The 15,623-nt window shown below is 71.9% G+C and carries 14 protein-coding genes; 8 read left to right on the top strand and 6 right to left on the bottom strand.

What is annotated here, in order from left to right; all coding sequences use genetic code 11:
* The first annotated feature begins 154 nt into the window (after positions 1–154).
* Together ACR5MH_RS00395 and ACR5MH_RS00390 are read left to right on the top strand one after the other, a co-directional pair.
* Positions 155–1,366 (top strand): MFS transporter, encoded by a 1,212-nt coding sequence (locus ACR5MH_RS00395; protein ID WP_431349133.1) that lies wholly within the window; start codon positions 155–157, stop codon positions 1,364–1,366.
* Positions 1,367–1,562: 196 nt separating this feature from the next.
* On the top strand, positions 1,563–2,381 hold the full coding sequence (locus tag ACR5MH_RS00390; RefSeq protein WP_431349132.1) for a hypothetical protein: 819 nt from the start codon (positions 1,563–1,565) through the stop codon (positions 2,379–2,381).
* A gap of 41 nt (positions 2,382–2,422) precedes the next feature.
* Here the strand turns inward: ACR5MH_RS00390 and ACR5MH_RS00385 are convergent, their stop codons facing one another.
* Together ACR5MH_RS00385 and ACR5MH_RS00380 are read right to left on the bottom strand one after the other, a co-directional pair.
* On the bottom strand, positions 2,423–3,403 hold the full coding sequence (locus ACR5MH_RS00385; protein ID WP_431349131.1) for an aldo/keto reductase: 981 nt from the start codon (positions 3,401–3,403) through the stop codon (positions 2,423–2,425).
* A 10-nt stretch (positions 3,404–3,413) separates the two neighbouring features.
* Positions 3,414–4,553: an ABC transporter permease gene (locus ACR5MH_RS00380; protein WP_431349130.1), complete on the bottom strand. Its 1,140-nt coding sequence runs from the start codon at positions 4,551–4,553 to the stop codon at positions 3,414–3,416.
* A 105-nt stretch (positions 4,554–4,658) separates the two neighbouring features.
* Between ACR5MH_RS00380 and ACR5MH_RS00375 the strand changes: the two genes are divergently transcribed.
* Entirely contained in the window at positions 4,659–5,249 is a 591-nt protein-coding gene (locus ACR5MH_RS00375) for a TetR/AcrR family transcriptional regulator (protein WP_431349129.1), read from the top strand.
* On the opposite strand, the gene ACR5MH_RS00370 is transcribed toward ACR5MH_RS00375, so the two are convergent.
* Together ACR5MH_RS00370 and ACR5MH_RS00365 are read right to left on the bottom strand one after the other, a co-directional pair.
* Complete coding sequence (locus ACR5MH_RS00370; protein ID WP_433862147.1) at positions 5,210–6,064, bottom strand: alpha/beta fold hydrolase; 855 nt, start codon at positions 6,062–6,064, stop codon at positions 5,210–5,212. The genes ACR5MH_RS00375 and ACR5MH_RS00370 overlap by 40 nt on opposite strands.
* Positions 6,049–6,711: a TetR/AcrR family transcriptional regulator gene (locus ACR5MH_RS00365; protein ID WP_433862146.1), complete on the bottom strand. Its 663-nt coding sequence runs from the start codon at positions 6,709–6,711 to the stop codon at positions 6,049–6,051. Before ACR5MH_RS00365 ends, ACR5MH_RS00370 begins: the two co-directional genes overlap by 16 nt.
* A gap of 61 nt (positions 6,712–6,772) precedes the next feature.
* On the opposite strand from ACR5MH_RS00365, the gene ACR5MH_RS00360 reads away from it, so the two are divergent.
* The 4 genes from ACR5MH_RS00360 to ACR5MH_RS00345 all read left to right on the top strand — a co-directional run bounded on the left by ACR5MH_RS00360 (position 6,773) and on the right by ACR5MH_RS00345 (position 11,219).
* Positions 6,773–7,528, top strand: coding sequence for an SDR family NAD(P)-dependent oxidoreductase (locus ACR5MH_RS00360; protein ID WP_431349126.1), 756 nt, complete (start codon positions 6,773–6,775; stop codon positions 7,526–7,528).
* 90 nt (positions 7,529–7,618) lie between these two features.
* Complete coding sequence (locus ACR5MH_RS00355) at positions 7,619–8,779, top strand: acyl-CoA dehydrogenase family protein (RefSeq protein ID WP_431349125.1); 1,161 nt, start codon at positions 7,619–7,621, stop codon at positions 8,777–8,779.
* 5 nt (positions 8,780–8,784) lie between these two features.
* Positions 8,785–9,894 carry an aminopeptidase P family protein gene (locus tag ACR5MH_RS00350; RefSeq protein WP_431349124.1) on the top strand — a complete coding sequence of 370 codons (1,110 nt, stop codon included), beginning with the start codon at positions 8,785–8,787 and terminating at the stop codon, positions 9,892–9,894.
* Positions 9,891–11,219: a DUF445 domain-containing protein gene (locus tag ACR5MH_RS00345; protein WP_431349123.1), complete on the top strand. Its 1,329-nt coding sequence runs from the start codon at positions 9,891–9,893 to the stop codon at positions 11,217–11,219. Before ACR5MH_RS00350 ends, ACR5MH_RS00345 begins: the two co-directional genes overlap by 4 nt.
* Positions 11,220–11,294: 75 nt before the next feature.
* Here ACR5MH_RS00345 and ACR5MH_RS00340 read toward each other — a convergent pair whose 3' ends face one another.
* The gene (locus ACR5MH_RS00340; protein WP_431349122.1) at positions 11,295–11,675 is read right to left on the bottom strand and encodes a DUF3054 domain-containing protein; all 381 of its coding nucleotides are present in this window, start codon (positions 11,673–11,675) and stop codon (positions 11,295–11,297) included.
* A gap of 102 nt (positions 11,676–11,777) precedes the next feature.
* Between ACR5MH_RS00340 and ACR5MH_RS00335 the strand changes: the two genes are divergently transcribed.
* Positions 11,778–14,657: an aminotransferase gene (locus tag ACR5MH_RS00335; protein WP_431349121.1), complete on the top strand. Its 2,880-nt coding sequence runs from the start codon at positions 11,778–11,780 to the stop codon at positions 14,655–14,657.
* Positions 14,658–14,716: 59 nt separating this feature from the next.
* On the opposite strand, the gene ACR5MH_RS00330 is transcribed toward ACR5MH_RS00335, so the two are convergent.
* A complete protein-coding gene (locus ACR5MH_RS00330) occupies positions 14,717–15,598 on the bottom strand; it encodes a LysR family transcriptional regulator ArgP (RefSeq protein WP_431349120.1) in 882 nt (293 codons plus the stop codon).
* Positions 15,599–15,623 lie beyond the last annotated feature (25 nt).

The following is a 15,623-nucleotide window of genomic DNA, read 5'->3' as shown; positions in this document are numbered from 1 at the left end:
ACCACTATATAGCCGGGTCCCGACATTTCCACGCCCCCATATCTAGTGGGCGTGTCATCCACAGATGTGCAGAAGTTATGCACATTTCCACACCCCCTCGAATGGGTTTCACGACCCTTCCGCCGCGTTCCCGGACCGATAGAGTGAGAAGACTGTGAGCAGCTACTCGAGCCTTCTGAAGACGCCCGGCGTCGCGCGGATCATCGCCGCGCAGCTCACCGCGCGCTTCCCGTTCGGGATGCTCTCGCTGGCCTTCCTGCTGCACATCGAGCGCATCCACCACTCCTACGGCGCGGCCGGGCTCGTGCTCGGCGCGATGAGCATCGGGCAGGCGATCGCCGGCCCGATGACCAGCCGGCTGATGGGCGTACTCGGCATGCGCACGGTGCTGTGGACGACGCTCGTGGTCTGCTCGGCCGCCGTCGCCGCCATCGGCGTCTTCGTCCTGCCCATCCAGCTGACGATGGCGGTCGCGTTCTTCGCGGGGCTCAGCATGCCGCCCATCCAGCCGGCGGTGCGGACGATCTATCCGAAGATGGTCAACTCGCGGCAGCTCACCCCGCTGTTCTCGCTCGACGCGTCGGCGCAGGAGATCATCTGGATCGCGGGGCCGGTCGCGATCACCTTCGTCTCCACCCAGATCGGCACGGTCGAGGGCATCCTGATGTCGGTGGCGATCATGCTGCTCGGCGGCGCCTGGTTCATCTCCTCGCCCGAGGTCGGCCGGGTGCGCATCCCGCGCAGCAAACGGCGGTTCGGGGTGGTGCTGGCGCGCCCTCCCGTGCTGCTGGCGACCGTGGTCGGCTTCCTGCTGATCGGCTCGTGCGCGGCGGTGGAGGCCGGGGTCGTGGCGAACTTCGGCGAGGGCTCGCCCTTCGCCGGCATCGTCCTGGCGATCTGGTCGCTCGGCTCGCTGGTCGGCGGTCTCGCGTTCGGGCACGTCCCGATCGGGCCGTGGGCGACGGCTCGCCGGATGCTGATCGTGTTCGTCGGCGTCGTCATCTCCACGTTCATGCTGTGGTCGTGGTGGGGACTGTCGCTGACGCTGATCGTCGCCGGCCTCGGCATCGCCCCGGCCCTGGCGGTGCTGTTCGCGATCGTGTCGGCGAGCGTCAAGTTCTCCGACACAGCGGAGGCCTACGGCTGGGTCGGCACGGGGCAGCTCATCGGCGCGGCGCTGGGCTCCGCGCTCGCGGGCTTCCTCATCGACGCGCACGGTGCGGTCGGCGCATTCTGGGCGGCGGGCGCTTTCGCGTTCGTCGGCTTCCTCGTGCCCGCACTCGCGTGGCGGGTGCACCCCGACCTGCGCGGCCGCGACGCGTCGCCCATCCCGGACACCGAGCCGGTCCCCGTCCAGCCCTCCTAGCCGCCGAAAGGTGACTAATCGCGGAAATCGTCCACAGCTTTTGCGCGTTTGGTCACGTCTCGGTCGCCGGCTGTGGAGAACGAGAGCGGGATCCGAGCCGGTCCGGCAGGGTGGCGGAATGGGGAGACGGGCAGCGGAGTTAGGGCGGGATTTCAGTTCGGGCGCGTTCCGGACACGGGATGCCTTGGAGAGCGGCGTGTCGGCGGCACGGCTCCGGGCGAGCGACCTGCATACCCCGATCAGGGGCGTGCGCGTCGCCGGCGGGGACGTGGGATTGGAGACGCGCTGCCGCGCCTTCCTGCTGCACCGGCAGGAGCGGGCCGCGTTCAGCCACACGACAGCGGCGGAGCTGTTAGGAGCGCCCCTCCCGGCGGCAGCCCGCGGAGACCGGCTCCATGTGAGCGTCCCCGCCGGCGGTCGCGCCGTGCAGGCGGCATCCGTCGTCGGCCACACGCTCTCAGCCTGGAGGACGATCTCTTTTCGCGGCCTGCCGCTGACCACTCCCGAACAGACGTGGCTGGACCTGGCTGCCATCCTCGGCCGCGACGCGCTCGTCGCCGTCGGGGACTGGCTGCTGAGCTACCGACACCCGCTGACGACGGCCGAAGCGTTGACGGAGATCGTGGGTACCGCATCCGGGAGGCGTGGTATCGCGACCGCGCGGGCTGCGCTGCCGCTCGTCCGAACGAGGTCGGAGTCGGCCGCCGAGACGCGACTGCGGTTGATCCTCCTCGATGCGGGACTCGCGGAGCCGTGGCTGAACTATTTGATCCACCGTCCCGATGGGAGCTTCCTCGCTCGCGTGGATAGGGCGTACCCGTTAGAGCGCGTGATCCTCGAATACGAGGGTGACGGCCACCGTGTCGACAGAGATGTCTGGTTCCGCGACATCCACCGGCGCGAGCACCTCGAGGACCTCGGCTGGCGCGTCGTCCGCGTCACCGCCGCCGACCTCCGCACCCCGCTCCCTCTCGTCACCCGCCTCTCACACCTCCTGGCGACGAGACGTGAATAATCGCGGAATTCCGACGACGGATATCCGCGATTACTCGCGTTTCACCAGCGCGGGTGCGTCGTGGCGCGGAAGGTGTGGTCGTAGAGGTCGCGGACCGCGTCGGCGAAGCCGGTAGGGAGCGCGACGTCGGCCGCGGCGGCGTTCGTTCGCGCCTGCTCGGGCGAGCGTGCGCCCGGGATGACGCTGCTCACGCCGTCCTGCGCCACGATCCACGCGAGCGCCGCCTGCGCGGGCGTCGCGCCCTCGGGGGCGAGCGCCGCGAACTCCCGCGCCGCGCGCACGCCCTCCGCGTAGTCGACGCCGGAGAACGTCTCCCCCACGTCGAACGCCTCGCCGTGCCGGTTGTAGCTGCGGTGATCGTCGGCCGCGAACTCCGTGGACTCCGAGTAGCGGCCGCTCAGCAGCCCCGAGGCCAGCGGCACACGGGCGATGATGCCGACGCCGGCCTCCCGCGCCGCCGGCAGCACCTCGTCGAGCGGCTTCAGCCGGAACGCGTTGAGGATGATCTGCACGGTCGCCGTCCCGGGTCGCGCGATGGCCTCGAGGGCCTCGGCGCACGTCTCGACACTGACGCCGTAGTTCGCGATCGCGCCGTCCTCCACCAGGGTGTCGAGCGCGTCGTACACGGCCGCGTTCGAGAACACCGGGGTGGGCGGGCAGTGGAGCTGGACGAGGTCGAGCGTGTCCATCCCGAGGTTGCGCCTGGAGCGGTCCGTCCACTCGCGGAACTTCGCGAGCGTGAAGTTGGCCGGGTCCTGCGCCTCGCGCCGACCCATCTTGGTCGCGATGGTCAGCGGGAGGTCGGGCCGGGAGTCGCGGTACCGGCCGATGAGCTGCTCGCTGCGGCCGTCGCCGTAGACGTCGGCGGTGTCGAAGAAGGTGACCCCGGCGTCCGTCGCGGCGTCGAGGACGGCGAGCGCGTCGGCCTCGCTGACGTCACCCCAGTCCGCTCCGAGCTGCCAGGTGCCGAGACCGATGACCGACACGTCGCGTCCGGTCCGTCCGAGTGTGCGCTTCTGCATGCCCTCCAGCTTAGGCCGCCGCTTCGGTGACCTCCTGGTTGCGGAAGTGGCCGGCGAGCATGCCGACCACGCCGACGGCGCCCCAGCCGAGCAGAACGAGCCACGGGAAGAACGCGTCCGCGGATGGGAAGTAGGACAGGTCGCGCAGCAGTGTGACCGAGGCGCCCGGCACGAGCCACTGCCCGATCGCACCCCACGGCCCGACCAGGAATTGCAGCGGCTGCGCGGCGGCCGACAGCGGGTTGCCCACCAGAACGGTCAGTACGGCGCCGATCGCGACGCCGACCCGGCCGAACAGCGCGTTCATGCCGACCACGAAGGCCGCGGTCGCGAACATCGCCAGCCCCACGGCGAGCGCGTTCACCCCGTAGTCGCCCTGCAGGATGCCGAACCAGCCCTGCAGGATGCCGGTCACCGCCAGCCCGCCGACCACCCCGTAGAGCGCGACGGCGCCGAGGCGGCGCCGGCTCCCGGCGACGAGCAGGGAGATGAGCACACCGCCGAGCATCCCGCCCAGAACGAGCGGGAACGACGACGACGCCAGCCCGAGGCCGCGCGAGTCGGTCGAGGCGAGCGGGACGACGTCGGTCACCTTCACGGTGATGGTCGGCGCCTTCGTGCCCGCGGGCGCGTGACCCGCGGCGATGGCCTGCTGCACGGCCGCCTGCGCCTGCGCGTCGACCGCCGCCTGGAGGGTGGACGCCACCTGGTTCAGGATCTGCGTGATCGCCGCGCCGTTGGCGGAGGCGGTCAGCACCTCCGGGCTGTCCCCGAGGACGATCGCCCCGTAGACGTCACGCTTCCGGACAGCGTCGACGGCGGCCTGCCGGTCGCTGAGGCTCGTGATCGCGAACGCGCCGCCGGCGGCCTCGTGGAGTTGCTTCTCCACCGCGCTGACCTGCGCGGACGGGCCGGCGATCGCGATCGGGACGTCCTTGACCGTGGAGGTCACGGTCGGCCAGAGGAAGGCGAGCAGGATGACGACGACGATGGCCGCCGCTCCCACAGCGAGGGCGAGGGCCCGGGCCCAGGGCGTGTGGACGACCGGACCTGTGGCCCGCTCGGGGCGAGAGGCGACCTGCTCGTGGCGCCTCGCGCCGTGCCGTTCGGCTGCGGGACGGTCGACGGCGGGATCGGTGCTGGTGCTCATGGCGGCCTCCACTCAATAAAAACGAATGCTCGTTCTTTATAATCGGAACATCCGACGCTATTGTCAAGAACGAACGTTCTTTTTCCGAGTCGCGAGGAGGGCCGGATGCCGAAGGTCACCGAGGAGTACCGCAGCGCGCGGCGCCACGAGATCGCCCAGGCCGCCCTCCGCTGCTTCGCGCGCAACGGCTTCGCCGCCACTTCGATGGCCGACATCATCGCCGAGTCCGGGCTCTCCGCCGGGGCGATCTACGGGCACTTCACCAGCAAGGACGAGCTGATGGAGCTGACCGCGTCGGAGATCCTCGACGCCCGCTTCCTGGAGGTCGCCGAAGCGCGCGCGCAGCAGCCTCTCCCCACGCCCGGCGAGATCGTCCGCCTGCTGGTCCGCGGGCTCATCACGCACATCGTGGACATCCAGCTCCTCGTTCAGGTCTGGGGGCAGGTACCGATCAACCCACGGTTGAAGCAGATGTCGTCCGACATCGGCGGCCGGATCCGCGCCATGTTCGTGGGCTACCTCACCGACTGGCACGCCCAGACGCTGGCCGCCGCGGACGCGCGGGCCCTGGCCGAGCGACAGGCACCCGTCTACATGGGCCTCGTGCAGGGCTACGTCACCCAGACCGTGCTGTTCGACGGCTTCGACGGGGACGCCTACCTCGAGGTCATCGCATCGATGTCCCTGGCCGGCTGACCGGCGTCGCAGGCCACGGCGACCACCCGAGCGAGCCGCTTGCGGATGAGGTGGTCGTTGGCCTCCACCCTGTGCATGGTCACGTGCCGCATCGCCTCGATCACGGCGAGGCTGCCGGGGGCGATGAAGGCGTCCATCGTGCCGTAGACGACCTCCACCGGGACGTGGACCCGGGCGAGGTCGCCGACGACGGTCTGCCGCTCGATGCAGTTCTCCAGCGACAGCACGAACGGCCGCCAACTCTTCTCGGTGATCTCGAAGACGTTCTTGATCGGCAGCAGCTTTCCGAGGATGTTCGCGTTGCGGAGGGTGAACTCCTTGTTGTTGCGCAGGAACTCGTAGGCCCGCAGGTAGGCGCTGACCCGCGTGCGCACGCGTCGGTCGCCGATCTCGGCGGGCGTGCCGTAGACGGGAGGCCCGACCAGCACCAGCCGGGAGAGGGCTCCGGGATGCTCGGCGGCGTAGCGGGCGACGATGAGGCTGCCGAGCGAATGGCCGACCAGCACGAACGGCTCGCGCAGCTTCAGCGACCGAAGCGTGCGGTCGAGCGCGGCCACGTGCTCCTCGATCGTGTACCGCGCATCCTCCGGGGCCGGAGAGCGGCCGAAGCCGAGGATGTCGATGGAGATCGCGCGGTGCCGGGGCTCGAGCAGCGGCACGAGGTTCTGGAACGTCACCGACGAGGACGCGATGCCGTGCACGAGCACCACCGCCGGCCCCTCCCCCACGTCGGAGGCGATGTGCAGCAGCGGGGCGCGGCGGAGTCCGAGCGCATCGCGCACTCGGTCGAGGAGGCCGCTCACCGGTCGGGCCACCAGGGCGGCGTGAGCTGTTCGAGCAGCGCGAGCAGGGCCTCCACGTCCCGCGGACGCGGCCGGGTGAGCCACACCTCGATCGCGCCGATGATGCCGTCGGCGAGATAGCGCTCGATCGTGCGCCGCTCCAGTTCGTCGCCGGCCGGGACACTGACGCTGTGCTGGTCGAGCAGCAGTTCGATGGAGCCCTGGAAGTGCTCGCTGAGCATCGCGCGCAGACCGGCCTCCGCGCCCGCAGCCCCGAGCCCGCGACGGTAGACGGCGTCGTGCTCGTCCATGTGCTGGAGGACCGCACGGGTGACGCCGCTGATCGCCGCGGCGGCGTCGTCCGGCGCGACGTCCACAAGGTAGGCCGCGCGCAGTTCGTCGAGCTCGGCGCGCAGCACGCGCTGCAGGAGGGCGGAGGGCGAGGCGGCGTACTCGTACACGGTCGACCGGTGCACGCCGGCGGCCGAAGCCAGGCCGGAGACGGTCACGTCCGTGATCGGCCGCTCGGCGGCGAGGACGAGCACGGCGGCGCTGAGCCGCGCCAGCGTCTTCGCCTGGCGGGCGTCGAGGCGTGTCCGCTCGGGCGTGGGCGCGGCGTCTGCGACCGTGTTCGCTCGGAGCGCATCCATCGGTGGCCCGTTCAGGGTCCGTATGTTCACTATCCGATCGTACAATGAGGCTATCCGACAGGTGTCGGATATCTGGAAGGAGAACAATCTCATGGCTCAGTACGATGTCGCCGACCGGTCCGCGATCGTCACCGGGGGCGGCTCGGGCATCGGACGCGCAGTGGCGCTGACCCTCGCGGCCAGCGGGGCCGCCGTCCTGGTCACCGACCTCAACGAGGAGCACGCCAAGGCCGTCGTCGCCGAGATCGAGGCGGCGGGCGGAACCGCCGCGGCCCTCGCCGGCGACGTCACCGACCCCGCGTTCGCCACGGCGAGCGTCGAGGCCGCCAACGCGCTCGCGCCCCTCAAGATCGCGGTCAACAACGCCGGGATCGGCGGGGAGGCCGCCCCGGTCGCCGACTACTCGCTGGAGGGCTGGCGCAGGGTCATCGAGGTCAACCTCAACGCGGTGATGTACTCGATGCAGCCGCAGCTCACCGCGATGGCCGCGAACGGCGGCGGCGCGATCGTCAACATGGCGTCCATCCTCGGCAGCGTGGGCTTCGAGAACTCGTCCGCCTACGTCACCGCCAAGCACGGCCTCCTCGGCCTCACCCAGAACGCGGCGCTGGAGTACGCGGGCCAGAAGGTGCGCGTCGTCGCCGTCGGCCCCGGTTTCATCAAGACGCCGCTGGTCGAGGCCAACATGAGCCCCGAGGCGCTGCAGTTCCTGGAGGGCAAGCACGCGCTCGGCCGCCTCGGCGAGCCCGAGGAGGTCGCGGCGCTCGTCGCCTTCCTCGCCTCCGACGCCGCGTCGTTCATCACCGGCAGCTACCACCTCGTGGACGGCGGCTACACCGCCTCCTGAGCCCGCTCGAGGGGCACGTCAACGCCCGGAGAACCGGGTTTTAGGGACGTTTACGTGCCCCTCGGCGTCGAGAGACCTAGGGTGGGGAGGGTGAGTGGGAACAGCCAAGTGTTGAGCGAGGAGCGACTGGAGCGGTTCCGCTCCCGGGCCGCCGAGTACGACGCGGAGAACCGGTTCTTCACCGAGGACTTCGCCGAGCTGGCCGACGCCGGCTACCTGAAAGCACTCGTCCCCATCGAGTTCGGGGGCCTCGGGCTCTCGCTGGAGCAGACCGCACGCCTCCAGGTCCGGCTCGCGGGAGCCGCACCCGCCACCGCCCTCGCGGTGAACATGCACCTGGTCTGGACCGGCGTCGCCAAGACGCTGCGCGACCGCGGCGACGACTCACTGGAGTTCCTGCTCCGGGAGGCCGGCTCCGGCGAGGTCTTCGCGTTCGGGCTCAGCGAGGCCGGCAACGACCTCGTCCTGTTCGGCTCGACCACCGAGGCCCGGCCGGAGGCGGACGGCGGTTACCGCTACTTCGGCACCAAGATCTTCACCTCCCTCTCCCCCGCGTGGACCCGCCTCGGGACGATGGGCCTCGACACCACCAGCGCCGACGCCCCGAAGATCGTCTACGGCTTCGTGGATCGCACCGGCGGCGGCTTCGAGATCCGCGAGGACTGGGACACCATCGGGATGCGTGCGACGCAGAGCAGCACGACCGTGCTCGACGGCGCGCTCGCCCCCGCGGACCGCGTGGTGCGCCGCCTCGATCCCGGCCCCAACCCCGATCCGCTCGTCTTCGCGATCTTCGCGAACTTCGAGCTGCTGCTCGCGGCCGTCTACACCGGCATCGGCGCCCGGGCCCTCGAACTGGCCGTGGCCGCCGCGCATCGCAGGAAGAGCCTCAAGAACGAGGGCCGCAGCTATGCGAACGACCCGGACATCCGCTGGCGCGTCGCCTCCGCCGCGATCGACCAGGACGCCCTCCTCCCTCAGCTCGACGCGATCGCCCGCGACGTCGACACGCTCGCCGACCACGGGTCGCAGTGGTTCCCGAAACTGGTCGGGATGAAGATCCGCGCCACCGAGACCGCTCGCCGGGTCGTGGACCAGGCGATCCGGGTCTCCGGAGGTTCGACCTTCTTCGCCGGGAACGAGCTCGGGAGGCTGTACCGCGACGTCCTCGCGGGCATCTTCCACCCGTCCGACGCCGAGTCCGCGCACAGCACCGTCGCGAACGCGTGGCTCGGCCCGATCGAGGAGTGACCCTCATGCAGGAGATCACCGCTCAGCACTTCGCCGACCGGCTGGCTCGCGGCGCCGCGCAGGCGAAGGACGCGGGGCTCGACGCCCTCCTGGTCGCCCCGGGGCCCGACCTGGCGTATTTCGCCGACTACCTCCCGCCGGCGACGGAGCGGCTGACCATGCTGGTGATCCCGGCCGACGGCGAACCGACGATGATCGTGCCGGTGCTGGAGCACGACAGCGCCGCGGCGACCCGGGCCGCGCGCGCCATCCGGCTGGTCACCTGGGCCGACGGCGAGGATGAGCACGCACCGCTGGTCGACCAGCTCTGGTCGGGAGGCCGCTACGCGGTGTCCGACTCGGCCTGGGCGCTGCACCTGCTGGCGCTCCAGCACGAGCTCCCGGATGTGCGCTTCGCGGCGTTCTCGGCCGAGCTGCCGATGCTGCGGGCGGTCAAAGGCCCGGACGAGGTCGACCGGCTCGCCGCTGCCGGCGCCGCGGCCGACGCGACCTTCGAGGACATCCTGACCGTCGCCTTCGCCGGCCGACGCGAAAGCGAGGTGGCCGCCGACCTGGACCGGCTGCTGCGCGCGCACGGCCACTCGCAGGTGGACTTCACGATCGTCGGGTCCGGGCCCAACGGCGCGAACCCGCACCACGAGGCCGGCGACCGCGTCATCCAGCAGGGCGACATGGTGGTGCTCGACTTCGGCGGCCTGATGGACGGCTATGGTTCGGACACCACCCGCACGGTCCACGTCGGCGAGCCGACCGACGAGGAGCACGAGGTCTTCGAGGTCGTCAAGCGCGCGCAGCAGGCCGCGTTCGAGGCGGTCGCCGTCGGCGTGCCGCTGCAGGACATCGACCGCACCGCGCGCGCGGTGATCCGGGACGCCGGCTACGGCGAGTACTTCGTCCACCGCGTCGGCCACGGCATCGGCACCACCACGCACGAACCGCCGTACCTGGTGGAAGGCGAGGAGCAGCCGATCGTCGCCGGCATGTGCTTCTCGATCGAGCCGGGCATCTACCTGCCGGGCCGGTTCGGCGTGCGCATCGAGGACATCGTGGTCGCCGCCGACGACGGCCCGCACCGGTTGAACAACACGAGCCACGAGCTCCACATCGTCCGGTGACCCCGCCCACAGCCCGCACGGGCGACGCCCAGAGCGCCGAGAGCCGGCGCCTCGACGCCGAGCGCGCCGAGGCCGAGCGCCGCGACGCAGAGCGCCGTCGCGCCCTGCGCAGCATGAAGGTGCTCGCGACGAGCCTGCTCGCTGTCGCGGCCGTGATCTTCGCCGTCTCGTTCGCACTGCAGGACCGCTACCCGTGGCTGGGCTTCGTGCGCGCCGCCGCAGAGGGCGCGATGGTCGGCGCGCTCGCGGACTGGTTCGCCGTCACCGCGCTGTTCAAGCATCCGTTGGGCCTCCGCATCCCACACACCGCGATCATCCCGACCCGCAAGGACGAGATCGGCGAGACGCTCGGCGAGTTCGTGGAGACCGAGTTCCTGTCCGACGACGTGGTCGCGACGCGGCTGGCCGCCTACGACGTCTCCGGCGCCGCCGCCCGCTGGCTGACCGAGGCCGGCAACGCGCGCCGGGTGGTGGACGAGGCCTCCGGCGCCGCGGTCGGCTTCTTCGGCCTGCTCGACGACGACCGGATGCGCGAAGCCGTGGAGGCGGTCGTGCGCACGCACGTGATCGAACCGGACTGGGCGCCGCCGATCGGCCGCCTCGGCGAGCGCATCCTCAGCTCCGGAGGCCACCACGCCGCCGTCGACCTCCTGCTCGACCGGTTCGACGACTGGCTGGTCATCCACCCCGACGCCCTGAGCAACCTGGTCTCCGGCCGGCTGCCGTCCTGGATGCCGTCCTTCGTGGACCGGCTGGTGGACGAGCGGGTGTACCAGGAGCTGCGCCGCTTCGTCGCCGACGTGCGCCGCGACCCCGCACACCGCGCCCGTCGGGCGTTCGACGGCTACCTCGCCGAGCTCAGCGACCGCCTCCAGCACGACCCGGAGACCATCGCCGGGCTGGAGGCCGCCAAGGAGCGCGCGTTCGACGACCCGCGCATCCGCGAGCTCGCCGGGCAGGCGTGGGCGGCGACCCGCTCGGCGGCCGTGGACGCTCTCAGCGACCCGGACGGCGAACTGCGCAACCGGGCGTCAGCGGCCCTCTCCGACGCCGCGGAACGGGTCGCCGCCGACCCGGAGCTGCGAGCCTCCCTCAACCGGCGCATCGCGGGCGCGGCCGGCCACCTGGTGTCGACCTACCGGCACGACATCGCGAGCGTCATCACCGAGACGGTGCGCGGCTGGGACCCGGCAGAGACGACGGACAAGATCGAGACCCAGGTCGGGCGGGACCTGCAATTCATCCGGATCAACGGGACCGTGGTGGGGGCGCTGGCGGGACTTGCGATCTACACGATCGCGACGGTGGTGTCCTCGGCGTTCTAGAAACAGGGGACGCGACATGCCGTTATCTTCGCGGCATAACGGCGTGTTGCGACCCCTCTCAGCCGGAGGGGAGCGTCAGGCGCGCCGCAGCGCCAGCCGCCGCGCGAACGGGATGGCCGCGACGCGCCACCCCACCAGGAACATCCCGAGCACCACGAACGCGACCGCGATGAACGCCGGCTCCACGCCTTGCCCCGCGGAGGTGCGGATGAGCATCCCCAGCGCCACCGTCATCAGCCAGACCGGCACGCCCGGCCAGATCAGCGCGAGCGGGCGGCGCCAGGCCCAGGTGACCAGCCAGCCCGCGACCAGGCCGATGAAGAACGGCCAGTAGGTGGTGAGCATCCCGGAGACGTTCGCCGCCTCGCCATGACTGCGACGCCCGACGAGCACGAACACGAGGATCAGCACGGCGTCGATCACGAACGCCACCGCCGCTGTCCTCCAGGATTTCACGCGTCGATGCTACGATGCCGCTCCCGTGCGTTCGCTGGGTGCGACCCGGGCGGCGGCTTCAATAGACTGACCGCGTCCCGCCCCCGCAGCCGAGGAGCAGCCGTGCCCAATTCCGACTTCCTGGCCCAGCCGTCCCTTCCCCGGCCGGAGGTCGGAGCCGACGACGCCGCGGCCGTTGCCGAGCACGCCTTCGGGCTGATCGGACAGGTCACCGAGCTGGGCAGCAACCAGGACCGCAACTTCCTCGTCGACACCGGCACCCACCGCTACGTGCTCAAGATCGCCAACCCGGTGTTCGCGGTCGAGGAGCTGCACGCCCAGAACGCGGCGCTCACGCTGCTCGCCGGCGCCGACGCGCGGATCCCGTCCGTGCTGGCCGCCCGCGACGGTGGCGAGGTCGCCGCAGTGGAAGTGCGCGGCACGATCCTCCACGCGCGCGTGCTGAGCTTCCTCGACGGTGAGCCGCTGACCGACGTCGCGCGCCTGAGCCCCGAGCAGCTCCGCACCCTCGGCCGACTCTCCGGGAGCATCGCCGCGGGGCTGGCCGGGCTGCGGCATCCCGGTCTCGCCCGCACCACCCAGTGGGACGCGCGGATCGGCGGGGACGTCGTCGCGCTGCTCGCCGAGCATGTCCTCCAGCCGGCGAAGCGGCAGGCCGTCGTGGCGGCGGCGGAGGCCGCCCTGGCCGCGCTGGAACCGCTGCGGCGCCGACTGCGGGTGCAGGCCATCCACGGGGACGTGACGGACGACAACATCGTGCTCGGCGCGGACGGACCCGGCGTGATCGACTTCGGCGATGTCGCGGACGGCTGGCTGGTCGCCGAGCTCGCGGCGACGGTGACGAGCGCCCTCCACCACCAGCCGGAGGACCCGCTCGCGGTGCTGGACGTGATCGAGGCTTTCCACGCGGAGGCGCCGCTGGACGACGCCGACCTCGCCGCGCTCTGGCCGCTCGTCGTGCTGCGCGGCGCGGTGCTCGTCGTCAGCGGCGAGCAGCAGGTCGTCCTCGACGGGGACAACGCCTACGCGGACGAGAACCGCGCGCACGAGTGGGTCGCGTTCGACGTGGCGCGGCGGCTGCCGTTCGCGGAGGTGGAGGCGGCGATCCGGGCACGGCTCGCCGCCGGCCGCGCCGGTGAAGCGGAGGCGCCCGTGCTCGGCCGCCTCATCGCGGTGGACAGCACCGACGCCCACCTGGCCGACCTCTCCGTCACCGGCCACGAACTGGATGAGGGCCGCTGGCAGCGCGCGGGCGTCGAGGACGCCGTGCTGGGGCGGATCTGCCGCGAGAACGGCCACGCGCTCACCCGCTACGCCGAGGCCCGGCTCAGCCGCGCGCGTCTCGACCGCACCGACCCGTCGCCGACGATCGCGCTCGGCGTCACGCTGGACGCCCCGGCCGGCACCGTCGCCCACGCCCCGTTCGCCGGCGAGCTGCGCCTGGTCGAGGGCGCCTGGCTGCTGCAGGGCGGCACGGTCGGCCTCTGGCTCGACGGTCTGTCCCGTCCACTGACCACGGCCTCCGTCGACCGCGGGGAGGTCATCGGCAGCGCCGTGCGGCTCACCGCGCAGCTCAGCCGCGTGCCCGGCTGGCGCCCTCCCGCGTTCGTCACGCCCACGCTGCCGACGGCGGTGTGGCGCGAGATCTCCCCCGACCCGTCCGAGCTCTTCGGCGTCGACCTCGGTGCGGCCCCGTCCGACCCCGCCGATGTGCTGTCGCGCCGCGACTCGTCGTTCGCCCGTGTGCAGGAGCACTACTTCGCCGAGCCGCCGCTGATCGAGCGCGGCTGGCGGCACCACCTCTTCGACACCCGTGCGCAGAGCTACCTGGACATGGTCAACAACGTGACCCAGATCGGGCACGCGCACCCGCGGCTCGTGCGCGCCGTCCGCGACCAGTGGGCGCTGCTCAACACGAACTCGCGGTTCCACTACGAGGAGCTCTCGCGCTTCACCGAGCGGCTGGTGGAGGTCGCGCCGGACGGACTCGACACCGTCTTCCTGGTCAACAGCGGCAGCGAGGCGGTCGACCTCGCCCTCCGGCTCGCGCAGGTGCACACCGGGCGCCGGACGATCCTCGCGGTGACGGAGGCCTACCACGGCTGGACCGTCGGAGCCGACGCCGTCTCGTCGTCGTTGGGCGACAACCCGCGCGCGCTGGAGACCCGGCCGGACTGGGTGGAGCTGATCGCGTCGCCGAACGTGTTCCACGGCCGGCACCGCGGGCTCGGCTCCGGGCCGGAGTACCTCGCCGAGCTGGACGAGCAGCTCGCCGCGCTGGACGCCGCCGGCACCGGCCTCGCCGGCTTCATCGCGGAACCGGTGTTCGGCAATGCTGGCGGCCTGATGCTCCCCGACGGCTACCTCGCCGGCGTCTACGAGCGCGTGCGCGCCCGCGGCGGCGTCTGCATCGCGGACGAGGTGCAGGTCGGCTACGGCCGGCTCGGGCACTACTTCTGGGGCTCGGCGCAACAGGGCGTCGTCCCGGACGTGATCACGGTGGCGAAGGCGATGGGCAACGGGCACCCGCTCGGCGCCGTCATCACCCGGCGCGAAATCGCCGAGTCGTTCGCGGCGGAGGGCTCCTTCTTCTCCTCCGCCGGCGGCAGCCCGGTCAGCTCGGTCGTCGGCCTGACCGTGCTCGACGTGATGCGCGACGAGCGGCTGCAGGAGAACGCGGCCGCCGTGGGCGACCACCTGGCCGGCCGGCTGCGCGCGCTCGGGGAGCGGCATCCGCTCGTCGGCGCCGTGCACGGGATGGGGCTGTACCTCGGCGTGGAGCTGGTGCGCGATCGGGGGACGCTGGAGCCGGCGACGGCGGAGGCCGCGCTGGTGTGCGAGCGGATGCTGCGGGAGGGCGCGATCGTGCAGCCGACCGGCGACGGCAAGAACGTGCTGAAGATCAAGCCGCCGCTGTGCATCACGCGCGAGAGCGCCGACCGGTTCGTGGACGCGCTGGACCTGGTGCTGGCGACGATCTGAGCGCGCTCGCGACGGAAACCTTCCGTCGCCGAGGGGCACGTGAGCGCCGGCGCGGGCGCTCAGGCGCGGCGGAGCGCGGCCGCCGCGGCGCGCGCGATCGCGGCGGCGACGGCGTCCAGCGCGGCCGAGTGCAACGACCACTGCTGCCAGTACAGCGGCACCTCCACCGAGCCACCCGGGTCCAGCACGACGAGCCGGCCGTCGGCCACGAGTGGGTCGGCCTGGAGGTCGGGCACCATCCCCCACCCCATCCCGAGCACGGCGGCCGCCACGAACTCCGTGGACGCCGGGACGAAGTGCCGCGGCGGACGTGCTCCCGGCGCGAGCGCACCGAGGTAGCGGTCCTGGAGGGCGTCCTTGCGGTTGTAGACCAGCATCGGCGCGACTGCCGCCCGGTCGGCGGTCCAGCCGTCCGGACACCAGCGTTCCACGAACGCCGGACCGGCGAGCGGCCGGTAGCGCATCGCTCCGAGCGCCGAGACCGTGCAGCCCTGCACCGGCTCGGGGTCGGAGCCGATCGCCGCCATCGCGGTCCCGTCGCGCAGGCGGTCGATGGTGTGCTCCTGGTCGTCGAGCGTGATGTCGAAGGCCACATCGGGCACGGTGGCGAGCGCCGGCAGCACCCAGGTCGCGAGGGAGTCGGCGTTGACGACGAGCGGGATCGGGGTCGCGGCGGCCCCGTCGCCGCCCTCCAGCTCGGCCGCGGCCTCGGCCTCCAGCAGCGCGAGCTGGCGGGCGAGCCGCAGCAGCACCGCGCCGGCCTCGGTGGCTTGAATGGGTTTGCCGCGCCGCACGAGCACGCGGCCGCTCTGCTCCTCCAGCGACTTGATCCGCTGGCTCACCGCGGAGGGCGTGATGTGCAGCGCCGCGGCGGCGCGGTCGAAGGTGCCGTGGTCGATCACGGCGGCCAAGGTCCGGAGCTGGTCGGAGGAGGCTTCCATCGACAGCAATGCTAATGGTTCATAA

The sequence above is a fragment of the Streptomyces sp. L7 genome (genome assembly GCF_050990935.1).
Classification (GTDB): domain Bacteria; phylum Actinomycetota; class Actinomycetes; order Actinomycetales; family Microbacteriaceae; genus Leifsonia.
The sequence above is the reverse complement of the archived record's forward strand: the minus strand, read 5'-3'. Positions and strand labels throughout refer to the sequence as shown.